Source organism: Pseudokineococcus lusitanus (genome assembly GCF_003751265.1).
GTDB classification, from domain to species: domain Bacteria; phylum Actinomycetota; class Actinomycetes; order Actinomycetales; family Quadrisphaeraceae; genus Pseudokineococcus; species Pseudokineococcus lusitanus.
In genome coordinates, this window is record NZ_RJKN01000001.1 from 678,088 (window position 1) to 704,135 (window position 26,048).

Consider the following 26,048-nt stretch of genomic DNA (forward strand, 5'->3'; position numbering starts at 1 on the left):
GTCGGAGGGCGGTCGGGGAGCACCCCGGCCGCCCTCCGTCGTCCCGCGGCGGGGGCGGTGACGGGCCCCGCCCGCCCGGTCGCGCGAGGTCGGCCGGCCACCTCCCTACGCTGGCGCCATGGAGCTCTCCCGGTGGCCGGCCCCGCACGCCGACCGGCCCGTCGACGCCGTCGTCGCCCTCCCCGGGTCGAAGTCGCTGACCAACCGCTACCTCGTCCTCGCCGCGCTCGCCGACGGGCCGTCCCTCGTCCGCGCGCCCCTGCGCTCGCGGGACACCCTCCTCATGGCGCGCGGGCTCGAGGCCCTCGGCGCCCGCGTCGAGGAGGTCCCCGGCGCAGCCGGCGGCACGGACTGGCGGGTGACGCCGGCCGCCGCCCTCACCGGCGGCTCCGTCGACGTCGGCCTCGCGGGGACCGTCATGCGCTTCGTCCCGCCCGTCGCCGCGCTGGCGACCGGTGACGTCCGCCTCGACGGCGACCCCCGGGCCCGCGAGCGGCCCCTGGCCCCGGTGGTCGGGGCCCTCCGCGACCTCGGGGTCGAGGTCGACGACGCCGGGCGGGGCGCCCTCCCCCTCGTCGTGCACGGCCGCGGCGCGGTCCCCGGGGGCGAGGTCAGCCTCGACGCCGCCGCCTCGAGCCAGTTCGTCTCCGGGCTGCTGCTCGCCGCGGCCCGCTACGAGCGGGGTCTCGTCGTCCGCCACGTCGGCCCGCCGCTGCCCAGCCAGCCGCACGTCGCCATGACCGTCGAGGTCCTCCGGGACGCCGGCGCGGTCGTCGAGGAGCGCGGCGAGGACGTGTGGGCCGTGGCCCCCGGCCCGCTGCAGCCGCTCGACGTCGACGTCGAGCCGGACCTGTCCAACGCCGCCCCCTTCCTCGCCGCGGCGGCCGTCACGGGCGGACGGGTGCGGGTCGTCGGCTGGCCGCAGCGCACGACCCAGGCCGGCGACCTCCTGCGCGACCTGCTCGACGAGATGGGCGCGGAGGTCTCGCTCGACCGGGACGGCCTCGTCGTCCGCGGCGGCGACCTCTACGGCGTCGACGTCGACCTGCGGGAGGCGGGCGAGCTGGTCCCCGTCGTCGCCGCGCTGGCCGCCCTGGCGTCCTCCCCCACCCGCCTGCGCGGCGTGGCCCACCTGCGCGGGCACGAGACCGACCGCCTCGCGGCGGTGGTCGCCGAGATCACCCGGCTCGGCGGCTCGGCCGAGGAGACGGCGGACGGCCTCGTCGTCCGGCCGGCCCCGCTGCACGGCGGGCTCGTGCGCACGTACGCCGACCACCGCATGGCGCAGATGGGCGCCGTGCTGGGACTCGCGGTGCCGGACGTCGTCGTCGAGGACGTCGAGACGACGCGCAAGACCCTGCCGGACTTCCCCGGCCTCTGGGCGGCGATGCTCGCCGGGGAGCAGGCCGGCGCCCCGGCGGCGGGGGCCCCCGGACGGTGAGCCGGCGAGCGCCCGACGAGGACGACGTCCGCAGCCGCCCGAACCCCCGGGGGTCGCGGCCGCGGACCAAGCAGCGCCCCCGGCACGAGGACGCCGTGCCGGGGCTCGTCCTCACCGTCGACCGCGGCCGCTCCACCGTCCTCGTCGACGGCGCCGAGGTGACCGCGGTGCGCTCGCGCGAGCTGGGGCGCACGGGCGTCGTCGTCGGGGACGCGGTCCACCTCGTCGGCGACACGAGCGGGGACCCCGGCACCATCGCCCGCGTCGTCCGGGTCGACGAGCGCCGCACCGTGCTGCGCCGGTCCGCGGACGACGACGACCCCGTCGAGCGGGTCCTCGTCGCCAACGCCGACCAGCTGGCGGTCGTCGTCGCGGCCGCCGACCCGGAGCCGCGGACGGGCCTCGTCGACCGCTGCCTCGTCGCCGCCCTCGACGCGGGCATGGACGTCCTCCTCGTCGTGACGAAGGGCGACCTGGCCGACCCCGCGGCCTTCGTCGCCGGGTACGCGGCGCTCGACCTGCCGTCGGTCGTCCTGCGCCGCGCCGCCCGCCCCGACGGCACACCGGTGGTCGACGACGAGGGACGCCCGCGGCACGACCCCGCCGGGCTCGCGGTGCTGCGCGAGCGGCTCGCCGGCCGCACGACCGTCCTCGTCGGCCACTCCGGCGTCGGCAAGTCGACGCTCGTCAACGCCCTCGTGCCGGACGCCGCCCGCGCCACCGGGCGGGTCAACGACGTCACCGGCCGCGGCCGCCACACCTCCTCCTCGGCCCTGGCGCTGCGCCTGCCCGCGACCGCCCCGGGCGACGGCGGCAGGGACGGCGGCAGGGACGACGCCAGGGACGGCGGCACCGACGACGGGCCCGCGGGGTGGGTCGTCGACACGCCCGGCGTCCGCAGCTTCGGCCTCGCGCACGTGCGGCCGTCCTCCCTGCTCGCCGCCTTCCCCGACCTCGAGCCGGGCGAGGAGGGCTGCCCGCGCGGCTGCTCCCACGACGAGCCGGAGTGCGGCCTCGACGCCTGGGTCGCCTCGGGCGCGGCGGGGCCCGCCGGCCCGGCCCGGCTCGAGTCGCTGCGGCGCCTCCTGCGCAGCCGCGCGGGCGGCGAGGAGGCCGGCGGCGCGCCCGTGCGGCCCGACGTGCCCGCCGCGGGCAGCCGGTAGCGACGGCCGGCGACGGGACGGGCGGTAGCGTCCGCCCGGTGAGCCCGACCTCCGCCGACAGCCTCCGCCGGGCCCGCGGCGTCGACGACGACCTCCGCCTCGCGCACGTCGTCGCGGACGCCGTCGACGGCCTGACGACGTCCCGCGCCGGCGCCCTCGACCTGCAGGTCGACACCAAGCCCGACCTCACGCCCGTCACCGACGCCGACCGCGCCGCCGAGGAGCTCGTGCGCTCGCAGCTGGCGCGGGTCCGTCCCCGCGACGCGGTCCTCGGCGAGGAGGGCGGCCTCACGGGCGGCGGCTCCCGGCAGTGGGTCGTCGACCCCATCGACGGCACGAAGAACTTCGTCCGCGGCGTGCCGGTGTGGGCGACGCTCCTGGCGCTGCTCGTCGACGGCGAGCCCGTGCTCGGCGTCGTCTCCGCGCCCGCGCTCGGCCGCCGCTGGTGGGCCGCCACGGGCACCGGCGCGTGGACGGGCCGCTCGTTGGCGTCGGCGCGGCAGATCCACGTCTCGGAGGTCGACGAGCTCGCCGACGCCTCGCTGTCCTTCTCCAGCCTGACCGGGTGGGAGGAGGCCGGCCGCCTCGACGGCTTCCTCGACCTCACCCGGCAGGTGTGGCGCACCCGCGCCTACGGCGACTTCTGGTCGCACGTCCTCGTCGCCGAGGGCGCCGTCGACGTGGCCTGCGAGCCGGAGCTGGCCCTGCACGACATGGCCGCGCTCGTCCCCGTCGTCACCGAGGCCGGCGGTCGCCTCACCTCCCTCGCCGGCGTGGACGGGCCGCACGGCGGCAGCGCCGTCGTCACCAACGGCCGGCTGCACGAGCGGGTGCTCGAGGCGCTCGCCGCGCGCGGGGACGCCTGAGCCGCAGCCCGGACCGTCCCGGACGCGGCTCTCGGCGCGCGCCCGCCGCACCCCGCGCGCAGGATGGCGGCATGACCTCCCCCAGCCCCGACCCGGACCCGAGCGACACCCCCGGCCTCGAGCCGGGCGGCGGCGTCCGCCCGGGCGACACGCCGCCGTCGGAGGCGGGGACGTCCGGTCTCTCGGACAACAAGCCGACCGACCAGAAGCAGCCGTCGGGCGCGGTCAACAAGGCGGTCCCGATCGCGATCATCGGGCTCGTCCTGCTCTTCGTCCTCTTCTTCGTCGTCCGGGCCATCTTCTTCCCCGGCTGACCACCCGCCCCGCACGCACGGAGCCCCGTGGCCGTCGGCCACGGGGCTCCGTCGTGCACGGGGCGGGTCAGCCCTCGTCGTCGTCCCGGCTGCCGCTCCCGCCGAGCAGCCAGCCGCCGGGGCCGGCGAGCTCGTCGGCCGCCGCGGGACCCCAGGAGCCCGGGGCGTACGGCTGGACGGCGGGCCGGTCCCGGAGCACGGGCTCGACCCGCGACCACGCGGCCTGCAGGCCGTCCGAGCTCGTGAAGAGCGACCGGTCGCCGTGCAGCACGTCGTGCAGCAGGGCCACGTACGGCGGCAGCGGGTCGCCGCCCGCGACGTCGCACAGCTGCAGGCGCGCGCTCGAGCTGGTGAGCACGAGGTCGGGCCCGGGCTGCTTGAGCACCATGCCGATGTCCAGCGCTCCCGAGCCGGAGATGTCGACGGTGAGGACGTTGCCCTGGACCGGCAGCGACGGCAGCGACGGCGCCTCCGGCCGCCGCAGGACGAGGCTCACCCGCTGGGCCTTCTGCGCCATCCGCTTGCCGGTGCGCAGGAGGAAGGGCACGCCGTGCCAGCGGTCGGTGTCCACCCACACCCGCGCGGCGACGAAGGTGTCCGTCGTCGAGCCGTCGGGGACGCCGTCGATGTCGGTGTACCCCTCGTACTGCCCGAGGACGACGTCCTCGGGCTGCAGCGGCCGGACGGCGGCGAGCACCGCCTCGCGGGCGGTCTGCAGGTCCTCGGCGGACGACGACGCCGGCGCCTCCATGGCCACCTCGGCCGTCACCTGCAGGAGGTGGGTGACGAGCATGTCGAGCAGGGCGCCCGTCTCGTCGTAGAAGCCGGCCCGGTCCGCGACGTCGAGGTCCTCCGGCACGTCGACCTGCACCTGCTCGACGGAGTCGCGGCCCCAGACGTTGCCGAAGAGCGCGTTGCCGAAGCGGAGGACGTGGAGGGCCTGCGTGCCCTCCTTGCCGAGGAAGTGGTCGATCCGGAAGACCTGCTCCTCGTCGAGGACCTCGTGCACGAGCGCGTCGAGCTCCCGGAAGGACTCGGGGGAGGTGCCGAAGGGCTTCTCGTAGACGACCGTGGCGCCGTCGGCGAGGTCGTGCTCGCCGAGCGCGCGCGTCGTCTCCTCGAAGGCCGACGGCGGGATGGCGAGGTAGTGGACCAGCTGGGCCTGCTCCCCCAGCTCCGCCATGTCCTCCCGGGCGTGCCGCAGCACGTCGAGCAGGCTCCCCGGCGAGTCGGTCGTGAAGCCGCCGCCCGCGAAGAGCAGGCGCTGCGAGAAGTCCTCCCAGGGACCGGAGTCCGGGTGCGGGCCGAACTCCTCGAGCACCTCGCGCACGTGGCCGCGGAAGTCCTCGTGGGCGACGTCGCCGCGCCCGTTGCCGACGAGGCGCCAGTCCTCCGGCATGAGCCCGCGGCACGCGAGGTCGTAGAACGCCGGCAGCACCATCCGCCGGGCGAGGTCGCCCGTGGCGCCGTAGAGGACGAAGACCGTGGGGGCGGGTCGGGCGGCGGGGTCGGGGCGCGCGTCGTCAGCCATGCGCTCGACGCTAGGCGCGCACGTCCCCCGGTGCGCGCCGGGGCCGGGCGGGCACGGGCCCGGCCGTCAGCCCCGGCCCGCCTCGGGCACCCACACGCGCATCGTGCCCGGCCCGCGCTCGGCCCAGCGGTGGTACGGCACGAGGGGGACCTCGACGCGCACGCCCTCCCCCTCCGGGGGGCGGTCGCCGTACGGCAGGTCGCCGCCGACCGCGGGCACGGCGCGCAGCCGACCCGCCGCCACGGCGCCGTCGCCCGCGCGTCGCAGCGGGACCCCGGTGTCCACCTCGAGGAGGTCGAGGTCGGCGCCGTCGGGGAGGTCGGGCTGCTCGACGCACAGCACGAGCGGGCCGGCCTCCACGGCCACGCACCCGCGCACCGCGTCGACGCGGGGGTCCGCCCGCGACCAGCGCGGCGCCACGGGCAGGCGCAGCAGGAGCCGCTCCCCCTCCACCCAGCGGCGGGTGACCACGGCCAGCCCCGGGGCGACCGCCGTCGTCGTCGGGCCGTCGACGAGCTCGGCGCCCGTGGCCCAGGCGGGGACGCGCAGCGCCAGCGCCACCGCCCGGCCCGGCTCCTCGACGACGTCGACGACGACCTCGCCCTCGACCGGGTAGCCGGTCCGCACGCGCAGCCCCAGCACGCCCCCGTCGTCGAGGGCGACCCGCACGTCGCAGGAGGTGTGCTGGAGCAGCTCCACCCGGTCGCCCTCGACGGCCACGGCGTACGCCTGCCAGGACGCGAGCGTCCGGGCCACGTTGGTCGGGCAGCAGGAGACGTCGAACCACGGCGCCCGCGCCCCACCCTCCGCCCGCGGGTTCTCGGCGTCCTCGGCGACGTCCGTCCCCGCGACCCGCTGCTGGAGCGGGTTGGCGTAGAAGAAGGCCCGGCCGTCGCCGCGCGGGGACGTCGCGACGACGTTGTAGAAGGTGCGCTCGACGAGGTCGGCGTACCGGACGTCGCCCGTGGCGAGCGAGAGGCGCCACGACACCATGACCGAGCCGACGCCGGCGCACGTCTCGCAGTAGGCCCGGTCGGGCGGCAGCTCCCAGTCCTCGCCGAAGCCCTCGTCCTGGTGGCGGGAGCCCATGCCGCCCGTGATGTAGGTGCGGCGGGCCACGCTCCGCTCCCACTGGCGGCGGACGGCGTCGAGCAGCCCCGCGTCCCCCGTGTCGACGGCCACGTCGACGGCGCCGGCGGCGAGGTAGAGCGCACGGACGGCGTGCCCGCGCCAGACGTCGGCGTCCCGCACGGGGACGTCGTCCTGGAAGTACGCGGGTCCGAGGAGGGGGATCGGCCCCAGGCGGCCGTGCCCGCGCCGCTCGACGAAGAGCGCCGCCTGGGCGGTGTAGCGCGGCTCGTCGAGGAGGCGGCCGAGCTCGGCCAGCCCCACCTCGATCTCCGGGTGCCCGCAGACGCCGTCGCGCCCGTCGGGGCCGAACTCCTCGCAGACCTGGTCGGCCGCCCGTCGGGCGACCTCGACGAGCAGGTCGGCGGGGTGGGTGCGCCCGCGGGCGACGGCCGCCTGGAGGAGGTGGCCGACGCAGTAGAGCTCGTGCCCTTTCTCCAGGTCGCTCCACCGGGGCGGCAGGCCGGGGTGCCCGAAGGCGGTGCTGAGGTAGCCGTCCGCGTCCTGGGCCGCGGCCACGCGCGCCACGAGCCGGTCGTGCAGGGCCTCGAGGTCCGGCGTCGGCGCGGCGGCGAGCTGCCACGCGAGCGCCTCGAGCAGCTTGTAGACCTCGGAGTCGGAGAACTGCCATCCGGGGCGGTCGGGGCCGGTGGTGCCGTCGGCCACGCGGTCGAAGTTGCGCAGCCAGCCCAGCCGCTCGACCCAGGCGACGCAGTGCTGGACGGTCTCCCGCGCGTTGGTGCGCTGGCGGTCGGCCCAGAAGCCGTCGACGAGGGTCACCTCCCGCAGCCCGGCGCCGCGCCGGGCGCCGGAGCGGGGGACGACGGGGCGGGCCGCGTCGGCGGGGGCCCCGGCGGTCGTGGACGGGCTCGGGAGGGTGGTGGTCACGGGATCAGTCCTTCACGGCGCCGGCGGTGACACCGGCGGCGACGTAGCGCTGGGCGAGCACGAGGAGCACGGCCGCAGGGACCGACGCGACGACGGCGGTCGCCATGACGGCGTTCCACTGCGTCGTGTTGTTGCCGATGTAGGCGAAGAGGCTCAGCGTGATGGGCACGAGGTCGCCCTGCCGGTTCAGCGTGGACGCGAAGACGAAGTCCGACCACGCCCACAGGAAGGCGAAGAGCGACACGGTGATGACGGAGTTGCGGGACAGCGGCAGGACGACCGCGACGAAGATGCGCCAGGTGCTCGCGCCGTCGACGCGGGCGGCGTCGAGGAGCTCGTCGGGGATGCCGGACATGAAGGCCGTGAAGAGCAGGACGGCGAAGGGGACGGCGATCGTCGAGTCCGCGACGACGAGCCCCCACACCTCGTTGAGCAGCCCGAGCCGCACGTAGATGCTGTAGAAGCCCATCGCCATGACGACGGCGGGGATCATCTGCGCCACGAGGAGGGCGAAGCTCAGCGCGCCGGCCCCGCGGGGTCGCATCTTGGCGAGCGCCCAGCCGGCCGGCGCCGCCACGACGACCGTGAGGACGACCGTGCCGAGGCCGACGAGCAGGCTGACCCCGAGGGCCTGCAGCTGCTGGTCGAGGACCGCCTCGTAGCCCTCGAAGGTCGGCGCCAGCGGCAGCAGGCTCGGCGGTGTCCGCCGCAGGTCCTGCGTCTGCGTGAGGGAGACGTTGAGGATCCAGTAGACCGGGAAGAGCATGACGGCCGTCAGCACGAGGCCGAGGGCGGTGCGCCACCAGGCGACCTTCGGCCGGCGGACCGCCGGCGGTGCGGGCGGGCGCGGCCGCCCGGCGGACGGCGGCCCCCCGGCCGTCGGCCCGCCGTCGCGCCGGGGCGTCTGGAGGGCGCTCACGACCGGGCCTGCCGGCGCTGGAGCCAGAGGTAGAGCAGGCCGCCGGCGAGCGCGACGAGGATGAGCAGGTTGCCCACGGCCGCGGCGGGCGAGAAGTCCGGCTGCCCCGTCCCGAAGGCCTCGCGGTAGGACCAGATGGCGAGCGTCGTCGACGAGGACCCGGGGCCGCCCGTGGTCATGATCCAGATGATGTCCACCACCTTGAGCGTGTAGACGAGCCCCAGCAGCAGGGTGATGGCCGAGACCGGCGCCAGCAGGGGGAGGGTGATGCGCCAGAACTGCTGCCGCCCGGTGGCGCCGTCCAGCGAGGCGGCCTCGTACAGGTCCGCCGAGATGTTCTGCAGGCCGGAGTAGAGGATGACGAGGTTGAAGGGGATCCCGAGCCAGATGTTGGCGAGGGTCACCGACACCAGCGCCCACCCCGGCGAGGTCAGCCAGTTCACCGTCGGCAGGCCCACCGCGGCGAGCGCCGCGTTGACGACGCCGTTCTCGCTGTTGAGCAACCACGACCAGGCCGACGCCGAGACGATGAGCGGCAGCAGCCACGGCACGAGGAAGAGGGCCCGCAGGACGCCCGACAGCGGGAAGCTGTGGCGGAAGAACACGGCCAGGGCGAGCCCGAGGGCGAACTGCGCCACGATCGAGACGCCGGTGAAGACCGCCGTGTTGACGACGGCCTGGCCGAAGGTCCGGTCGGCGAGGATCTCGCGGTAGTTGTCGAGACCGACGAAGTCGGCGGTGCCCGTGATGAAGGCGCGGATCGTGTAGTCGCGCAGGCTCAGGTCGACGTTCCGCAGGAGCGGGTAGACGTAGAAGGCGACGAGGTAGACCAGCAGCGGCAGCAGGAAGAGCAGCGCCGCCCGCCGGCTGCCTCCGGGCCCCGCCTCGCGTCGTCGTCGGCGGGGCGGCGGGGCGGCTGCGCCGGTGCGGGTGCCGCTCGGGGCGGTCACGGTGCTCGGGCTCATGGCCACGGACCTTCCTCGGGTGCTGGGGCGGGTGGGGGACGACCCGGCCGGGCTCGTGGCTCGGCCCGGCCGGGTCGTCGTCGGGCGGCCGGTGCGGTGCGGGGCGACGGGGTCCGCCGTCGCCCCGCACCGCGCCCGGCGTGGGCGCGGGTCAGCCCTCGACCGCGGCGGCCGCGTCGGCCTGCGCCTGCTCCAGCGCCTCCTGCGGGGAGGCCGTGCCCGAGAGGGACTCCTGCACAGCGGTCCACAGCGCCTCGGAGATGAGGGGGTAGTCCGTGCCGAGGTCGTCGCTCGTGCGGCCCTTGGCGGAGCGCACCGCCTCGACCCAGGGCTCGAGGGTGGCGTCCTCGGCCAGCAGCGCGTCCTGGCCGGCCTCGGTCGGGGGCACGTAGTACGCGAAGGTGTTCGCCGTCTCGACGGCACCCTCGGTGCTCGTCATGCAGTCGATGATCGCCGCGGTGGTCTCGTAGCGGGAGGCGTCCTCCTGCACCGGGGCGATGGCGAACTCGCCGCCCGTCGGGGCCTCCGCGACGCCGCCGTCGCGGGCGGGGATCTGGATGATCCCGGTCTCGAAGTCCGCGTCGAGGGCGCTGTTGACCTGCCAGGTCCCGTTCTCCGCGAAGGCGAAGGTGCCGGTGAGGAACTCCTCCCAGACGGTGTTCTGGCTGTTGCTGATGACGGTGTTGGGCGCGAGCCCCTGGTCGACCCAGTCCGTCCAGAGCTGGAGAGCCTCGACGGCCTCCGGGGAGGAGAGGTCGGTCAGCTCGGCGCCGGCGCCCCAGAACCACGGGAGGAACTGGAAGGACCCCTCCTCGGTGCCGATGCCCGAGAAGGTGATGCCCCCGTTCCCGGCGGCGGTGACGGTCTCCAGCGCGGTCGTCAGCGAGGCCCAGTCGGTGATGGAGGCGGGGTCCACCCCGGCGGCGGTGAGGATGTCCGCGTTGTAGTAGAGCGCGAGCGTGTTCGCGCCGACGGGCACCCCGTAGGTCTCCCCGTCGATCTGGCCGGCGGCGAGCAGGTTGGGGTCGATCGACGAGGTGTCGAGACCGAGCTCCTCCGTCGTCGTGACGATGCCCGTCTCCGCGAGCGTGGAGACCGCCGGGTTGTCGAGCAGGATGACGTCGGGCGACGTCCCCTCCTGCGCCGAGAGCAGCGCCTGGTTGGTGAGGGCGGTCGTGTCGTAGGCGGTGCGCTCGATGGTGACCCCGGCCTCGTCGCCGCAGGCCTCGACCCGGTTCTGCCAGTCGGAGCCGGCCTCGTGCTGGGGGTACGGGTCCCACCAGGTGTACGTGCCCCCGGCGGCGTCGTCGCCCCCGGTCGGGGCGTCGTCGCCACCGCAGCCGGCGGCGAGCAGGAGGGTGAGCGAGGCGCCGGCGGCGAGGGCGACGCGTAGGGATCGGGTGCGGCGGGAGCGGTTCACGGGTGTTCCTCCTCGAACGGGGTGAACGGTGCGGCGGTGCGGCCCGGCCGCCGCAGGGCGACCGGGCGCAGGGCGGGGCGGGTCAGGGCAGGGCGGACCAGGGCAGGGGGCATCGGGGCGGGTCGGGAGGGGGCGGGCCGGCGCGCGGGGTGGGGCGCGACGGTCGCGGGGTCACGCGGCCGGGGTGCCGGCGGGCGTGCGTCAGGGGTGCGGGGCGGGGCGGGGCGGCCCGGTGCTCCCCCGGTCCAGGAGGACCGGTGACAGCAGGCGGACCACGTGGGGCTCGTCGTCCGCCGCGCGCTCGATGCGACGGACGAGCTGGCGGACGGCCATCTGCCCCAGGCGGTCGGGGGCGCTCTCGACGGCCGAGTACGGGAGCGAGAAGGTGCGGGCGAAGTCGTCGGAGTAGCGCCCGACGACCGACACGTCGTCGGGGGCCCGGAGGCCCCGCTCGGCGAGGACGCCGGGCAGCGCCGAGGCGGCCGCCTCGTTGTTGAGCAGCACGCCGGTCGCCGCCGGGTGCGCGTCCAGCAGGCGGTGCAGCGTGCGCCCCACCTCGGGCTGCGAGGACTCGGCGAAGGCGGTGTGCAGCACCATGTCCCGGCGCCGAGCCTCCTCGAGCGCCGCGTCCTGGAGGCGCCACACGTAGGCGCCGCCCCGGGCCACGACGTGCTCGGGCTGGTTGACGAGGACCGCCTCGCGGTGCCCGAGACGGTGGAGGTGGTCGACCATCTGCCGACCGGACTCCTCGAAGTCGAGGTCGAAGACGTCCACGCCGGTGCAGTCGGCCGGCAGACCCACGAGCGCCCCGGGCTGCTGCGCCGCCCGGAGGACGGGCAGCCGGGCGTCGTCCTCGGCCACGTTGAGCAGGACGACGCCGTCGACCATCCGGGAGGACAGCACCCGTCGCAGCGACGCCGGCCCGTCGGGCTCGTTGACGAGCAGCAGGTCGTAGCCCAGCTGCCGCGCCGTGTTCGAGACGCCGAGGAAGTACTGCATCATCGCCGGCGCGAACTCGTCCTCGAGGAACTGGGCGAGGAGCCCGAGGACCTTCGTCTGCGAGGTGGCCAGCGCCCGCGCCCCGGCGTTGGGCGTGTAGCCCAGCTCCTCGACCGCCTCGGCGACGCGGCGGCGGACCTCGTCGCTCAACGAGCGCTTGCCCGAGAGGGCGTAGGACGCCGTGCTGCGCGAGACGCCCGCGACGCGGGCGACGTCACCGATCGTGGCCATGGCGAGTGCACCTCCTCGAGCACCGTAGGGCGTCGAGCACCTCACGGGTGCTCCCGGCTCGACGTCGAACCGGTTCGCTGTTGCTGGGGCACATGCCAGCACGTGCAGCGAGCCGCCGTCAAGGGACGTGACCGCTTTGTGTCGAACCGGTTCACCACAAGGGCGGCCGCACCCCAGGGAGCCGGCTCGCGCAGGCGTCCGCGGACGGGCGAGGCCCCCGCACGCGGGGCGTGCGGGGGCCTCTGCCGCCGGGAGGCGGCGGGCGGTGCGGGACGTCAGGGGGCACGTCGGCCCCGCACCGCCGTCCGTCAGCCGAGCCCGACGACCGTCCCGACGGCGTGGCCCACCTGGGCCTGCCCGCGGTTGAGGTCGAGGCCGGCGGGCCGGGTGGCGACCACGTCGCCGTCGGCGTCGAGGAACGACACCGTGGTGCCCTCCACGCGGACGGTCAGGGTGGTGCCCGCCGCCGTCGTGAGCGTGCGCCCGTCGGCGCGCAGGACGCGCTCCGACGTCAGCGTGGTGCCGGGCACGACGTGGCCGAGGAGGACCTGCTCCAGCAGCTCGACGCGGACCTGCGACCGGGAGCGGAGCACGTCCGCGGCCCTCACCTCGTTGCGGAGGTCACGGCCGGCGACCTCCTCGAGCGCCGCCGTGAAGGCGGTGTCGTCCGGCATGAGCACCGTCGCCCGCCGGCCCGGGTCCGCCAGCACCGCCACCGGGGAGCCCGGTCGCTGACGCAGGACCCGCTCGACCGCGACCCGCAGGAGGTCGAAGTCGTCACCGTCCGCGCGGCGCAGCTCCGGTCCGGAGCGGTCCTGCCGCAGCAGGTCCAGGGCCGCGACGTCCGTCGCGACGTCCGGCTCGGGGTCCGGCTCCGGCTCGGGACCGGGACCCTCCGCCACCGGCTCGCCGGACAGCGGCGAGAACGTCAGGCGGTCGAGCACCGGGGCCAGCTCGGGGCGCAGGTACAGGCCCGGCCACAGGTCCTCGATGTAGGTCTCGCCGTCCCAGTTCGGCTGCTCCTCCGAGGAGAAGGTCACCGTGTTCGTCCCGGCCTCGAGGTCGAGGACCACCGTCCGCTCGAAGAACTGGTTCTCGTGGAAGGACGGCACGAACCACTCGCGCTGCGGCGCACCGCCGTTGACGGCGATGTCGGCGAAGCGCCCCATGGGGTTGGGGTTGTAGTGCGTCGCCGGGACCTGCTCCGGGTTGGAGAACCGGACGGCCACCGCGTGCGGCCCGGCCTCGGCGGCCTCGACCTGCACGCTCAGCGTGCTCCTGTTGCCCGGGGCGCCACCGATGCCGTCGACGGCGCGGCCGCCCTCGGCCAGGCCGAGCTCGACGACGCGGGCGTCCCCGGCGAGGACGCCGTCCTCCGCCTGGACCACCGTGGTGGGCAGCGCGTCGGCGTCCTCGGTGACCACGAGGCGGTCGAGGTGGAGCGGCGTGCCGCCCGTGCCCCGGACCGTGATCTTGTTGACACCGCCCGCGAGGGAGACGGGCAGGGTCGCCGTCCCCTCGACGGACCCGACGACCCGCTCGCCGAGGAGGACGTCGGCCGCGCCCGTCCCGGCGACGTCGACCGTCACCGACGCCGGGCCGTCGACCGCGCCGTAGGCCCAGAAGACGGCCTCGTCGCCCTGCTCGAGCACGGCGGTGCCGGCGCCGGAGACCCGCGCGTCCGGGGCGCCCGCGGGCGCCGCGTAGGACGGCACCGCACCGTCCAGCTCGGCCAGCTCGGCCTCGTACACCGACGAGCCGGCCGAGGGCGTCGGCTTCTGCAGCACGATGCGGTCGACGATGGCGTCGCCGCGGGTGGCGCCGGTCCCGTCGAGGCTGCGGGCCGCGAGCGAGATGGTGTGCCGACCGGCCGTCAGCTCGACGGTCGTGTCGGCGTGGTCCCAGACCACCCACTTGTACGACAGCGGCAGGAAGATCTCCTGCTCGGCCGCGCCGTCGACGCGGACGAAGACGTTCGTCGGGCCGTCCTCGCGCACCCGCTCGAACGTGTTGAGCGTGCTCGCGAAGACCTGCAGGTCGTACGTGCCGTCCTCGGGGACGTCGACGGTGAAGTCCATGACGCCGTCCGAGCCGGTGCGCAGGCCGCCCACGTCGCGCCCGCCCGAGGTGTAGAAGCCGCCCTGGTTGGTCGGGCTGCCCTCCGGGCCGTTGACGGTGAAGCCGGCCCCGGTGGTCCGGGCGTCCTCGGCCTCGTAGCTGCCCTCGAAGGAGAGCGGCTGCTCGGCGGTGGTCTCGCCGACGCCGGCGGGCGTGACGACGACCTCGTAGGCAGACGCCTCGTCGAGCTCGGGCAGGTCGGCGCCGCCGAAGTCGAGCCCGACGGCGCCGTCGACGACCGGGACGACGAGCTCGGCGAGGTGGCGCGGCTGCGGCGAGTTGCCCAGCTGGCCGGTCCAGGGGATCTCGCGGACGGTGACGCGCACCTCGTCGCCCATGACGTCGGCAGGCACGTCGCTCACCTGCACGTACGAGGGGCCGTCGGCGCCGCCGAGGATCGCCCGGACGGTCCGCCGCTCCTCGTCCAGCGTGGCGACGCCCTGGTGGGTGTAGCTCTGCCCGGGCGACGGCGGGGTGACCGCGACCGTGTCACCGGTCATGCGGGAGTAGGCGTTGTACAGCCACCACTGCCCGTTGCCGCGGTTGCTCTGCACCGCGGAGTCGGACAGGTTCCCGTTGATGTTCCAGAAGGCGATCATCGCCTGGACCTTCGACTCCTCGATCGCCGAGATCCACTGGATCATCTGGCCCGGCACCGAGGTGTGGTAGTTGAAGGCGTACTCGTTGATGTTGATGGGCGTCTTGACACCGTCGTAGGCCGTCCCGGCGTGGACCTCCCGCTCCCACGCGCGGTAGCGCGCGACGGAGCTGCGCACCGTGGCGGGGTCGGACAGCTCGTGCCACGTGATGACGTCCGGCGCGGTGCCGGCCTCGACCGTGTGCTCGAGGAAGCCGCGGTTCTGGCCGAAGAGGATGCTCGTGCCGGGACCGGCGATCCGCACCCCGGGCAGCTTCTCGGTGATGAGGGCGTGCGCGCGGTCCCAGGCGGCGAAGAAGTCCGTGGGGTCGTCCAACCAGGAGGTGCGGTCGTAGGACCACTCCCCCGTGCCGAACATGTTGCCCTCGGGCTCGTTGAAGGGCTCGATCACGACGTTCTCGAGCAGCGCCGGGTCCAGCGCGGCGATCTCGTCGAGCTTGTCGGCCATGACCGTGAAGTAGCCCTCGAGCTTCTCCTCGGGGGTGTCACCCGGCCACTGGTACGGGAAGCCCCGGTAGAAGTCCGTCGTGCGGACGTAGATGTCGCCGTCGGTGGTGCGCGCCAGCTGCGGCAGCACCTCGAGCGCGTCGGAGCCCGGGTGCTGGGCCCCGTCCTGGGCCTTCGTGGCCACGGTCTGCACGCCCATGCCCTCGATGAGCTCGTCCGTCGGCATGCCGTCGGCGTAGAGGCCGTAGAGCAGGCCCGAGGCGCCGCCGGTGAACTCCCCGGTCGTCTCCCCGAGGTCGATCTCGAGCTGGCCCTCGCGCACCACCGTGACGGTCGCCGTGACGGCGGTGCCGTCCGCGTCGCCGCGCACGGCGAAGGAGCCCGCCTGCGCGTAGCGGTCGGCGGGGACGGCCTCCCAGACGACGTCGACGGGCCGGGCGTACCCGTCGGAGAAGGCCGCCGGGAGGGTGGCCGGCAGGGCCGGGGCCGTCCCGATCACCGTGCGCAGGTCCAGGGACGCCTGCGCCAGGTCACCGCGCGTGGGCACCTCACCGGGCACCAGCTCGGCCACCTGCTCGTCGGACAGCGCCGCGTGGAAGACCTGGAAGTCGTCCACCGCGCCGCGGAAGAGCGGGTCGGCGTAGAAGGACCGGCCGATGTATCCGCCGGTCGTCCCGGTGCCCTGCCGGAGGTCCGCGGCCGTGACGGTCGTCGGCGTGCTCCCGACCTCGGCCCCGTCGAGGTAGGTCGTCAGGCGGTCGGCCGTCGTGTCGAGGACGGTCGTCACGGTGACCCAGCGCTCGGCGGGCAGCGCGGCGCTGCCGGTGACCCGGTCCTCGGTGGGCCCGCCCGTCGTCGTGACGGCCGACCGCAGGAGCGAGGCGTCGTTGGAGGGGGTCGTGAAGAGGTAGCGGGAGCCACCGGCCCCCAGGGCGCTCGTCCACTGCCAGGCGCCGCCGGTGCCGTCCCAGCGCACGCGCTGGGAGACCGTGACGTCGGTGGCGCCCTCCAGCACGGACGCCGGGAGGGCCACGTGGGCACCGGCCGAGGCCGCACCCCCCGGCAGCCCCAGGGCCTGCCCCTCCACGCCGGCCACGCTCGTGGCCGTGCCCGGGTTGGCCAGCGTGCCGTCACGGCCGGCACCGCTGACGTCGCGGACCGTCGCGCCCGGTGCGTCGTCGAAGGTGTAGTGGACCGCGGGCGTCGGCAGCTCGGCCGCCGCGGCGGCCGGGAGGGCGACGAAGGAGCTCGCCAGGAGCCCTCCCGCCGCGGTGGTGACGGCGGCGGCCCTCGTGACGGAGGACCCCCTGCCGCGTCGATCGGGGTGCAGCCTCATCGCTTCCCTCTCCGGTCGGCCGTGACGGCACCGGGTGGTCCGGGCCGTCCGGGCCTGCACGACGTCGTCGCAGGCCCTTCCCCGAATCATCGAACCGGTTCGACACGACGATGCGCCGTCACGGATCGGGCAGATCGGGGAGGAGCGCGACATTGCCCCACGCCGCGGCGGCTCGTCAAGGACATCGCCGCACCGACGTCGAACCGGTTCGGTGATGTCCACCACGCCGCACGTCTGTCGACCGCGCGCGCAGGGCCCGGACCGAGCGGTCCGGGCCCTGCGCGGCGTGGCGGCGTCTCAGCCCGCCGCGCGGGCGCGTGCGGCCACCGGCGCCGCGCCCGCGGGAGGACGCGCGCCCTCCTGCGGCGACGGGGGGACGGCCGCCCGGCGCCGCCGCAGCACCCGCTGCAGGGCGGTCGGCCGGCCGAAGCCCGCCGTCAGCCGGTCCAGGAGCACGGCGAGGAGGACGACGGCCAGCCCGCCCTCGACCCCGGCCGCGACGTCGAGCTGTGTCACCGCCCGCACCACGACGGCGCCGAGCCCGCCGGCGCCCAGCAGCCCGGCGGTGACGACCATCGAGAGCGCCAGCATGATGACCTGGTTGACGCCCGCCATGATCGAGGGGAGCGCCAGCGGCAGCTGCACCTCCCGGAGCACCTGACCGCGCCGTGCCCCGAAGGCGCGCGCGGCCTCCACGACCTCGCGGTCGACCTGGCGGATGCCCAGCTCGGTCAGCCGGACCCCCGGCGGCACCGCGAAGAGGACGGTCGCCACGACCCCGGGCACGACCCCGACGCCGAAGAAGAAGACGGCCGGGATGAGGTACACGAAGACCGGCGTGGTCTGCAGGAGGTCGAGGACCGGCCGCAGGGCCAGGCCGACCGCCCGGTGCTGGGCGGCCAGCACGCCCAGCGGGACGGCGACGGCCGTGGCGACGGCGGCCGCCACGAGGACGAGCCCGAGGGTCTCCATGGTCGCGACCCACAGCCCGAGGGACAGGACGAGGCCGAGGGCGACGAGGGTGTACGCCGCCAGCCGTGGGCCGCGCACGGCGAGGGCGGCGAGCGTGAGCAGGACCAGCCACACCACCGGGGGCGGCGACGCGAGCGCCTCCGTCAGGGCCCCGACGACGAGGCCCAGCACCACGGAGACGGCGTCGAAGAGCCCCGGCGCGCCGGCGAGCAGCCGGTCGACCAGGGAGGAGACCACCTCCCCGACCGGGACGTGCGGGATCACGCGACCCTGCCCGCGGGGCGCGCCGCCGACAGTGCGTCGAGGACGGCGGCCCGGGGCACGACCCCCAGCAGCCGCCCCTCGGCGTCCACCACCCCGAGCGGCACGGCGTGCCGGCCGACGAGGTGGACGAAGTCCACGACCGGGCGGTCCGCCGCGACGGTGACGTGGTCGTCGACGAGCTCGGCCCGGCCGACCGGCCGGCCCTCCCGGGCCGCGCGGACGAGGAGGTCGTCCCGGGCCACGCCGAGCACGCGCCCGTGGTCGTCGAGGACGTAGGCGCTGGTGGCCTCGGTCGCGCCGAGGGCGCGGAGGACGTCGCCGGGCGCGTCCCCGAGCCGGGCGGTGAGCCGCGGCTCGCGCACGAGGTCGCCGGCCGTGAGCACCCGCGTCCGGTCGACCCCGGCGGTGAAGTCCGCGACGTAGGCGTCGGCGGGGGCGGCGACGAGCTCGGGCCCGGTGCCCAGCTGCACCGTCCGGCCGTCCTTGAGCAGGAGGACCCGGTCCCCCAGCCGCACGGCCTCGTCGATGTCGTGCGTGATGAAGACGATCGTCTTGGACAGCTCGCGCTGCAGGCCCTCGAGCAGCGCCTGCATGTCGCGCCGCACGATGGGGTCGAGCGCCGAGAAGGGCTCGTCCATGAGGAGCACCTCGGAGTCCGCCGCGAGCGCCCGGGCCAGCCCGACGCGCTGGCGCATCCCCCCCGACAGCTCGGCCGGCAGGGCGTCCGCCCGGTCGAGGAGGCCGACGGTCTCCAGCGCCCGGTCGGCGCGCTCGCGCCGCTCGGCCGCCCCGACCCCGCGGACGGCGAGCGCGTAGCCGGCGTTGTCGCGCACCGACCGGTGCGGGAAGAGGGCGAAGTGCTGGAACACCATGCTCATGCGCTCGTTGCGCACGCGCCGCAGCTCCGCGTCGTCGAGCGCCCGCAGGTCCCTGCCGTCGAGCTCGACCGTCCCCGCGCTCGGCTCGACGAGCCGGTTGAGCAGCCGGACCAGCGTCGACTTGCCGGAGCCCGACAGCCCCATGACGACGAAGAGCTCGCCGCGGGCGACCGTGAGGTCGACGTCGTGGACGGCGAGCGTCGCCCCCGTCCGCCGGTGGACCTCGTCGCGCCCGAGCCCCTCGTCGGCCAGGCGCAGGGCCTCCTGCTCCCGGTCGCCGAAGACCTTCGTCAGGCCGGTGACGCGCAGGACGGGGTCCGCCACGTCAGCCGACCCACCCGTCGACCTCGTCCGCGTGCGCGTCGACCCAGTCGCGCGCCACGACGTCGACCTCCTCGCCGTCGACGTCGACCCGCTTCTGCATCTCCTCCATCTCCGGGACGGAGATCCGGAGCTCCGCGAGGAGCTCGACGAAGGCGGGCGCCTGCTCCCGCAGGTCGTCGCTCGCCGCCACGTTGGCGCTGTAGGACGGCATGGCGCAGGCGCCGTCGCCGTCCTCGGCGAGACACCCGTCGCTGTAGGGGGTCGGCTCCTCGAGCTGGACCATCTCGTGCTCCGCGAAGACGGCGTGCGGGTGGTACAGGTACAGGACGATCGGCTCCTCGCGGCTGTAGCTCGTGCCGAGCTGCGCCAGCTCGGCGGCCTCGCTGGAGACGACGTGCTCCAGCGGGACGCCGTACCCCTCGAGCCGCTTCGCGTTCTGCTCCGTCGTGATGTAGCCGGGGTCGGCGTCGTAGAACTTGCCGTCCAGCTGCTCCGCGTAGTCGCCGAGCTGCGTGACGCTCGTGAGGCCCTCGAGAGGCCCGCCCGGCGCCACGGCGTAGGCGGGCACGAACCAGCCCTGCGACGCGTCGCCGTACGTCTCCGACACGACGTCGACGCGGTCGGCGGCCTGCGCCGCGAGGTCGGCCTGGTTGGGCAGCGCCACCTCGGTCAGCAGGTCGAGGTCCCCGCGCTGCGCACCCGCCCACGCCGCGGCCGGGTCGAGCTGGGTGGTCTCGATCGACGCGACGCCGAGGTCGGGGTGGTCGGCGGCGATCGCGGCGAGGATGCCGTTGGTGAGGCCGGCGGCCGTCCAGCTGAACTGCGCGGCGCGGACGGTGACGCCCTCGGCGTCGCCGCCCCCCGCCCCGGGCTGCTGGCTCGTGCAGCCGGCCGCGGCGACGACGAGGACGGCCGCGAGGGCGGCGGTACGGGCCGGCGTGCGGCGGGTCGTGCGGTGCATGGGTCCTGCTCTCTCGGGTCGCCGGACCGGTCGGTCGCGGCGGGGCGGGCGCGCGTCGAGGCGCAGGCCCTCGGGGCCTGCGCCTCGACGCGCGGAGGTGCTGGGTGGGGCGGAGGGGGCCGGGGCCCGCCGGGTCAGGCCCGCGGGGGGCCGACCGGCACGTCGCCGCGGAGGGTGATGCGGTGCATGACGCGGCGCTGGTCGCCGTAGTCCCGGTTGGCGTAGTGCACCGTCGAGCGGTTGTCCCACATGGCGACGTCGCCGACGGACCAGCGGTGCCGCACCAGGTGCTCGGGCTTGGTGATGTGGGCGTAGAAGAGGTCGAGGAGGTACCGGCTCTCGGCGTCCGAGACGCCCTCGAGGTGCGACACGAAGCCGGGGTTGACGAAGAGCCCCTTGCGGCCGGTCTCCGGGTGCACCCGGACGACCGGGTGCCGGGCCGGGACGAGCTCGCGGTACTCCTCGCCCTCCCACTGCGCGCGGGCCTCGCTCTGGGAGAGGTAGTAGCCGAACTCGCGGGTCCCGTCGTGGACGGCGACGAGCTCGTCGGCGAGCCGCTGCACGGGCGCGCTGAGGGAGCGGTAGGCCAGCTCCAGGTCGGCCCACTGCGTGTCGCCGCCGCTGGGGGGCAGGACGACGGCCCGCAGCACCGACCCCAGCGGCGGTCGTCGGACGAAGGTCACGTCCGTGTGCCAGACGTCGGCGAAGCCGCCCGTCGAGCTGTCGAGCGCGTAGATCTCCGGGTGCTCGTCGTCGACGCCGGGCACGACGGGGTGGGACTCGGTGACCTCGCCGAGCCGGCGGCCGAGCGCCACCTGGCTGTCCGGGTGGAGGTCGTGCTGCCCCGCGAAGAAGAGCACCTTGTGCTCGGCGAGGGCCGACCGGATCGCCCGCACCTCGGCGTCGGTGGCGTCGGCCAGGTCGACGCCGTGGACGCGCACGCCGATGGTCGGCCCCAGCCGCTCGAGCTCGAGCGCGTGGACGGCGGGCGGGGGCGCGACCGGAGGTGCGGCGGGGGCGGCAGGGGCGGCGTCGAGGAGGGTCACGCGGGGCTCCGAGGGGATGCGGGGGGCGGTGGCTCGGGCGGCGGCAGGCGTCGGACGAGTCCCCGGTCGGTTGTTCCTACATACTCGACCAGGTTGGTCGGAAGTAACGTAGCGGCGTCCCCTCCCCCACGACAAGGAGTGCCGCCGTGCCGCTTCCCGGGTCCCTGCTCGTCGACGGGACGTGGGCGTGGGCCCGCACCGGCCGGCGCCTGCGCGTGCTCGACCCCGTCGACGGGTCGCTCGTCGTCGAGCACGACGCCGCGGGCGAGGACGACGTCGACCGCGCGGTGGCGGCGGCCCGGGCGGCCCTTGCCGGCCCGTGGTCGCGCACGACGCCCGGCGAGCGGGCCGACCTCCTCCGCCGCACGGCGGACCTCCTGCTCCGCGACCGCGAGCCCGTGGCGGCGCTGGAGACCCGCGACACCGGCAAGACGCTCCGGGAGTCGCGGGCCGACGTGGACGACGTCGTCGCCGTCCTGCGCTACTACGCAGACCTCGCGGTCGTCGACGTGACCCGGGTCGTCGACGCGGGCCCCGGCGTCCGCAGCCGGGTCGTCGTCGAGCCGGCGGGGGTGTGCGCCCTCGTCACGCCGTGGAACTACCCGCTGCTGCAGCTGTCGTGGAAGGTCGCGCCGGCGCTGGCCGCGGGCTGCACGGCGGTGGTCAAGCCGAGCGAGCTCACCCCGCTCACCTCCGCCCACCTCGTGGGGCTGCTGGCGGAGGCCGGTCTGCCGCCCGGCGTCGTCGGCCTCGTGCTCGGGGACGGCGCCGTCGGCGCCGCCCTGGTGCGGCACCCCGACGTCGACCTCGTCAGCTTCACCGGTGGCACGGCCACCGGGACCGACGTGCTGCGCGCGGCCGCGGGGACGGTCAAGCGCGTCGTGTGCGAGCTCGGCGGCACGAACGCCAACGTCGTCTTCCCCGACGTGGACGTCGACGTCGTCGTCGACAACGCCCTGCACGCGGCCTTCCTGCACGCCGGGCAGGTGTGCTCGGCGGGCTCCCGGCTCCTCGTCCACGCCGACGTGCACGACGCCGTCGTGGCCGGCCTCGCCGCGGGCGCGGAGGGCATCCGCCTCGGCGACGGCCGCGACGACCGGACGCAGAGCGGGCCGATGATCTCGGCGGGGCAGCGAGCGCGGACCGAGGCCGCCGTCGCCGGGGCCCTCGCCGAGGGGGCGGTCCTGGCGGCGGGCGGGCGGCGCCCCGAGGAGCCGGCGCTGCGCGACGGCTTCTTCTACCGGCCCACCGTCCTGACCGGCTGCCACGCGGGCATGGCGGTCGTCCGGGAGGAGGTCTTCGGCCCGCTGCTCACGGTCGAGACCTTCCACGACGAGGACGAGGCCGTCGCGCTCGCCGACGGGCCGCAGGCCGGTCTCGCCGGCGCCGTCTGGACCGCCGACGTCGCCCGGGGCGAGCGCGTGGCCGCGGCCCTGCGCTGCGGCACCGTGTGGGTCAACGACTTCCACCCCTACGTGCCGGGCGCGGAGTGGGGCGGCCGGCGTCGCTCCGGCACGGGGCGCGAGCTCGGCCCCACCGGCCTGGCCGAGTACCGCGAGACGAAGCACGTGTGGCGGCGGCTCGAGCCCGTCCGCAGTGGCTGGCTGGGGTGAGCCCGCGGCCGGGCGCGGCACCGCGCCCGGACCTCCCGTGCGTCCGGGCCCGCAGTGCCCCGGACGCACGAGAGGCCCGGACCGTGTGGTCCGGGCCTCTCGACCTGGTAGCGGGGGCAGGATTTGAACCTGCGACCTCTGGGTTATGAGCCCAGCGAGCTACCGAGCTGCTCCACCCCGCGTCGCGGCGCCAACACTACGCCATGCCGGGCCGGCGGCCGACCGGGCCGGCGCTCGACACCCACGCCGGGGAGACCCCCGAACCCGGACGCACGAGAGGCCCGGACCGTGTGGTCCGGGCCTCTCGACCTGGTAGCGGGGGCAGGATTTGAACCTGCGACCTCTGGGTTATGAGCCCAGCGAGCTACCGAGCTGCTCCACCCCGCGTCGCGGGATGAACAGTACGCGCCCCCCGGGTGAGCACCAAATCGGCTCCCCCGCGGGCCGGGTCAGCCGTCGGCGGGGTCCGCCGGCGCCTCGGTGGCGGTCGGGGCGTCGGTGGCCGTGGCCGCGTCGCCGTCCGCCGGCGTCTCGGTCCCGTCGATCGTCGCCTGCGCCTCGACGGCACGGCCGACGGCGTCCGCCAGCGCCTCCTGCTGCTCGCCGTAGGTGGCGAAGTCGCCGGTGGCGAGCGCCTCTTGCCCGGCGGCCAGCGCCTCCTGGGCGTCCGCCAGCGCGGCCTGCAGCTGCGCCTGCACGTCGACGGGTGCACCCGGGTCCGCCGGGTCCTCGGGGTCGCCCGTCCCGGTGTCCCCGGCCTGCGCCCCGGAGTCGCCGCCGAAGACCTGGTTGAGGGCCTCGTCGAGGCTCTGCGCGAAGCCGATCTCGCTGCCGAAGGACACCAACGAGTACTGCAGCCGGGGGATCTGCGTGCCGCCGGAGCTCTGCACGTAGACGGGCTGGACGTAGAGCAGCCCGCCGCCGACCGGGAGCGTCAGCAGGTTGCCGAAGGCGACCTCGGTGTTGTTCTGGCTGAGGAGGTTGAGCTCCGTCGAGATCGTCGGGTCGGCGTCGAAGTCGTTCTGCACCTGGCCCGGGCCGTTGATGACGACGTCGCGCGGCAGCTGCAGCAGGCGCATCTGGCCGTACCCCTCGGCCACCTCGCCGTCGGTCCCCGTGCCGGCGTCGCCGTCGACCGCGAGGAACCCCGTGAGGATGTTGCTGGCGCCCTGCTGCGTCGAGCTGGGGATGTACGTCGACGTCAGCGAGAAGGCCGGCTGCTCCTGGCCGGGCATCTGCAGCGTGAGGTAGTACGGCGGCTGCAGGGGCGGCGTCTGCCCCTGCGCCGTCTCGGCGGTCGGGTCCGCCGGCACCTGCCAGCGGTCGCTGTTCTGGAAGAAGACCGCCGGGTTGGTCACGTGGTACGCGCCGAGCACGGTGCGCTGGACCTTGAAGAGGTCGTCGGGGTAGCGGACGTGCGCCAGGAGGTCGGCGCTCATGTCCGACGCCGGGGTGAGGGCGCCCGGGAAGATGGCGTCCCAGGCCTGGAGGACCGGGTCCTCCTCGTCCCACTCGTAGAGGACGACCTCGCCCGTGTAGGCGTCGACGGTCGCCTTCACCGAGTTGCGGATGTAGTTGACCTCCTCCGGCGGCAGCGTGGCGATGGTGCTGGCCGCCGCCGCCCCGCCCGCCTGGCCGCCGTCACCCGTCGCCGCGGCCGCGGCCGCGCGCTGCGAGTCGAAGGTGGCGGCGTCGAGCGGCTGCCGCGCCGAGTACGGGTACTGGTTGCTCGTCGTGTAGCCGTCGACGATCCACAGCACCTTGCCGTCGACGACCGCCGGGTACGGGTCGCCGTCGAGGGTGAGGAAGGGCGCGACCTTCTGCACGCGGTCGCGGGGGTCGCGGTCGTAGAGGATCTGGCTCTCGGGGTTGACCGCGTCCGAGAGCAGGATGTTCTGCTCCTGGAACTTCACCGCGTAGAGCAGCCGCTGCCACCACGCGCCGACGCCGGGGCCGCCGTCGCCGTCGTAGGTGTTGTTGGCGACGCCGTCGCCGCCCTCCTCGTCGGTCGGGTAGTCGACCTCGCGGGGGTCGGCGCCCTCGGGGGCCCCGACGATCGAGTAGTCCGGCGAGCGCTGGCCGAAGTAGATGCGGGGCTGGAACTCGCCGAGCGGGCCGCTGGTGTTGATGCCCGACGCGAAGTACGCGGGCAGGCCGCCCTCGCCGCGCTGGTTGCCGTAGGCGGCCACCACGCCGTACCCGTGCGTGAAGATCGTCGCCTCGTTGACCCAGCTCTGCTGCTGGTCCGACAGGCCGGAGAGGTCGAGCTCGCGGACGCCGATGACGGCGTCCTCGGTCTGCCCGTCGATCGTGTAGCGGTCGACGTCCAGCGGGTCGGAGAACGTGTAGTACTGCCGCTGGCGCTGGTCCTGCTGGAACGCCGGCTGGACGATCGCCGGGTCGAGCACGCGGATGTTCGCGGTGGTCTCGGCGTCGTCGCGCAGGGCTCCCGCCTCGGCCTCGGTGCTCGCCTCGTAGTTCGTCACCTCGGCGTCGACGAGGTCGTAGGCCGCACGGGTCGCGTCGATGTTGTGCTGCAGGTACGGCGACTCGCGGGTGAGCGCGCTGGGGTCGACCTGGAAGCGCTGGACGACGTAGGGGTAGGCCCCGCCGACGACGACCGCCGACACGAGCATGACGACGACGCCGAGCGCCGGCAGGCGCCAGCTGCCGCGGAAGGCCGTGACGAAGAAGAGCACCGCCACGAGCAGCGCGATGACGGCGAGGATCGACCGGCCGGGGATGACGGCGTTGACGCCCGTGTAGGTGGCGCCGAGGAAGCGGCCGCCGCCGTCGGTGAGTGCGGTGTAGCGGTCGATGAAGTAGGACCCCGCCTGCAGCAGGACGAGCAGGCCGGCGAGCACCGAGAGGTGGACCCGCGCCGTCACGGTCGTGCGAGGGCCCTCGCCCTGCAGCCGCAGGCCGCCGTAGAGGTAGTGCACGAGCGCCCCGGCGATGCCGGAGAGCAGCACGACGGCGGTGAGGAAGGAGACGAGGAAGCCGAGGAACGGCAGCGTGAAGACCCACAGGGCCACGTCGCGGCCGAAGATCGGGTCGTCGACGCCGAAGGGCGTGCTGTTGAGGAAGAGCAGCGCCTGCTCCCACTGGGCGGACGCGGCGGAGCCGGCGAAGAGGCCCAGCACGGCGGGGACGGCCACGGTGAGCAGCTTGCGCAGCGGCTCGAGGCTCTCCCGGTACCGGTCGAGGTTGGCCGACTCGGCGTCCACGGGCGCGTAGACCGGCCGGGAGCGGTAGGCGATCCGCAGGCTGGCGAGCACCGCCGCCGCCATGAGCAGCGCGGCGACGACGAAGAGCACGGCCTGGGTGGCGATCCGGGTCGTCCAGACCTGGCTGAAGTCGAGCTGGTCGAACCAGAGGAACTCGGTGACGACCTGGCTGGCGCCGACGACCGCGCCCACGAGCACGACGAGGACGACGACGGTCGGCAGCAGGGCACCGCGACGACGCGGCGGGGAGACGGTGGAGCTCACGTCAGGGGCACCTCTCGTGGGCGCCCTCTCGGCGCCCTGTGACGTCGTGCGGTCGGCTGGTGGTGCGGGGCGGGC

The 26,048-nt window shown here is 75.5% G+C and carries 17 protein-coding genes and 2 tRNA genes; 5 read left to right on the forward strand and 14 right to left on the reverse strand.

What is annotated here, in order from left to right:
- Positions 1–118: 118 nt before the first annotated feature.
- The 4 genes from aroA to EDC03_RS03170 all read left to right on the forward strand — a co-directional run bounded on the left by aroA (position 119) and on the right by EDC03_RS03170 (position 3,784).
- Entirely contained in the window at positions 119–1,441 is a 1,323-nt protein-coding gene (gene aroA / locus EDC03_RS03155; RefSeq protein ID WP_123378671.1) for a 3-phosphoshikimate 1-carboxyvinyltransferase, read from the forward strand.
- A complete protein-coding gene (gene rsgA / locus EDC03_RS03160; RefSeq protein WP_422393774.1) occupies positions 1,438–2,604 on the forward strand; it encodes a ribosome small subunit-dependent GTPase A in 1,167 nt (388 codons plus the stop codon). The genes aroA and rsgA overlap by 4 nt, the downstream gene beginning before the upstream one ends.
- Before the next feature lie 38 nt (positions 2,605–2,642).
- A complete protein-coding gene (hisN, locus tag EDC03_RS03165) occupies positions 2,643–3,470 on the forward strand; it encodes a histidinol-phosphatase (protein ID WP_123378672.1) in 828 nt (275 codons plus the stop codon).
- A 71-nt stretch (positions 3,471–3,541) separates the two neighbouring features.
- Complete coding sequence (locus tag EDC03_RS03170) at positions 3,542–3,784, forward strand: DUF6480 family protein (RefSeq protein ID WP_123378673.1); 243 nt, start codon at positions 3,542–3,544, stop codon at positions 3,782–3,784.
- 67 nt (positions 3,785–3,851) lie between these two features.
- On the opposite strand, the gene EDC03_RS03175 is transcribed toward EDC03_RS03170, so the two are convergent.
- The 11 genes from EDC03_RS03175 to EDC03_RS03225 all read right to left on the reverse strand — a co-directional run bounded on the left by EDC03_RS03175 (position 3,852) and on the right by EDC03_RS03225 (position 20,869).
- Positions 3,852–5,315, reverse strand: a complete 1,464-nt coding sequence (locus EDC03_RS03175) for a glucose-6-phosphate dehydrogenase (RefSeq protein WP_123378674.1) — start codon at positions 5,313–5,315, stop codon at positions 3,852–3,854.
- A 66-nt stretch (positions 5,316–5,381) separates the two neighbouring features.
- Positions 5,382–7,331: a glycoside hydrolase family 127 protein gene (locus EDC03_RS03180; protein ID WP_123378675.1), complete on the reverse strand. Its 1,950-nt coding sequence runs from the start codon at positions 7,329–7,331 to the stop codon at positions 5,382–5,384.
- A gap of 4 nt (positions 7,332–7,335) precedes the next feature.
- Positions 7,336–8,097 carry a carbohydrate ABC transporter permease gene (locus tag EDC03_RS03185; protein WP_123378814.1) on the reverse strand — a complete coding sequence of 254 codons (762 nt, stop codon included), beginning with the start codon at positions 8,095–8,097 and terminating at the stop codon, positions 7,336–7,338.
- Positions 8,098–8,246: 149 nt separating this feature from the next.
- The gene (locus EDC03_RS03190; RefSeq protein ID WP_123378815.1) at positions 8,247–9,215 is read right to left on the reverse strand and encodes a carbohydrate ABC transporter permease; all 969 of its coding nucleotides are present in this window, start codon (positions 9,213–9,215) and stop codon (positions 8,247–8,249) included.
- Between the two features lie 151 nt (positions 9,216–9,366).
- On the reverse strand, positions 9,367–10,635 hold the full coding sequence (locus tag EDC03_RS03195; protein ID WP_123378676.1) for a sugar ABC transporter substrate-binding protein: 1,269 nt from the start codon (positions 10,633–10,635) through the stop codon (positions 9,367–9,369).
- Between the two features lie 201 nt (positions 10,636–10,836).
- Entirely contained in the window at positions 10,837–11,865 is a 1,029-nt protein-coding gene (locus EDC03_RS03200; RefSeq protein WP_123378677.1) for a LacI family DNA-binding transcriptional regulator, read from the reverse strand.
- Positions 11,866–12,173: 308 nt separating this feature from the next.
- Positions 12,174–16,424, reverse strand: coding sequence for a LamG-like jellyroll fold domain-containing protein (locus EDC03_RS03205; protein WP_123378678.1), 4,251 nt, complete (start codon positions 16,422–16,424; stop codon positions 12,174–12,176).
- 297 nt (positions 16,425–16,721) lie between these two features.
- Positions 16,722–17,660, reverse strand: a complete 939-nt coding sequence (locus EDC03_RS03210; RefSeq protein WP_123378679.1) for an ABC transporter permease — start codon at positions 17,658–17,660, stop codon at positions 16,722–16,724.
- Positions 17,657–18,862, reverse strand: a complete 1,206-nt coding sequence (locus tag EDC03_RS03215; RefSeq protein WP_123378680.1) for a quaternary amine ABC transporter ATP-binding protein — start codon at positions 18,860–18,862, stop codon at positions 17,657–17,659. The genes EDC03_RS03210 and EDC03_RS03215 overlap by 4 nt, the downstream gene beginning before the upstream one ends.
- 1 nt (position 18,863) lies before the next feature.
- Positions 18,864–19,823, reverse strand: coding sequence for a glycine betaine ABC transporter substrate-binding protein (locus EDC03_RS03220; protein ID WP_123378681.1), 960 nt, complete (start codon positions 19,821–19,823; stop codon positions 18,864–18,866).
- A gap of 134 nt (positions 19,824–19,957) precedes the next feature.
- On the reverse strand, positions 19,958–20,869 hold the full coding sequence (locus EDC03_RS03225; protein ID WP_199719872.1) for a TauD/TfdA dioxygenase family protein: 912 nt from the start codon (positions 20,867–20,869) through the stop codon (positions 19,958–19,960).
- Positions 20,870–21,015: 146 nt separating this feature from the next.
- On the opposite strand from EDC03_RS03225, the gene EDC03_RS03230 reads away from it, so the two are divergent.
- Positions 21,016–22,482, forward strand: a complete 1,467-nt coding sequence (locus tag EDC03_RS03230; protein WP_199719873.1) for an aldehyde dehydrogenase family protein — start codon at positions 21,016–21,018, stop codon at positions 22,480–22,482.
- A 105-nt stretch (positions 22,483–22,587) separates the two neighbouring features.
- On the opposite strand, the gene EDC03_RS03235 is transcribed toward EDC03_RS03230, so the two are convergent.
- The 3 genes from EDC03_RS03235 to EDC03_RS03245 all read right to left on the reverse strand — a co-directional run bounded on the left by EDC03_RS03235 (position 22,588) and on the right by EDC03_RS03245 (position 25,973).
- A tRNA-Met gene (locus EDC03_RS03235) sits at positions 22,588–22,664 on the reverse strand.
- Between the two features lie 128 nt (positions 22,665–22,792).
- Positions 22,793–22,869: transfer RNA gene (locus tag EDC03_RS03240), tRNA-Met, on the reverse strand.
- A 62-nt stretch (positions 22,870–22,931) separates the two neighbouring features.
- Positions 22,932–25,973: a UPF0182 family membrane protein gene (locus tag EDC03_RS03245; protein ID WP_199719874.1), complete on the reverse strand. Its 3,042-nt coding sequence runs from the start codon at positions 25,971–25,973 to the stop codon at positions 22,932–22,934.
- Positions 25,974–26,048 lie beyond the last annotated feature (75 nt).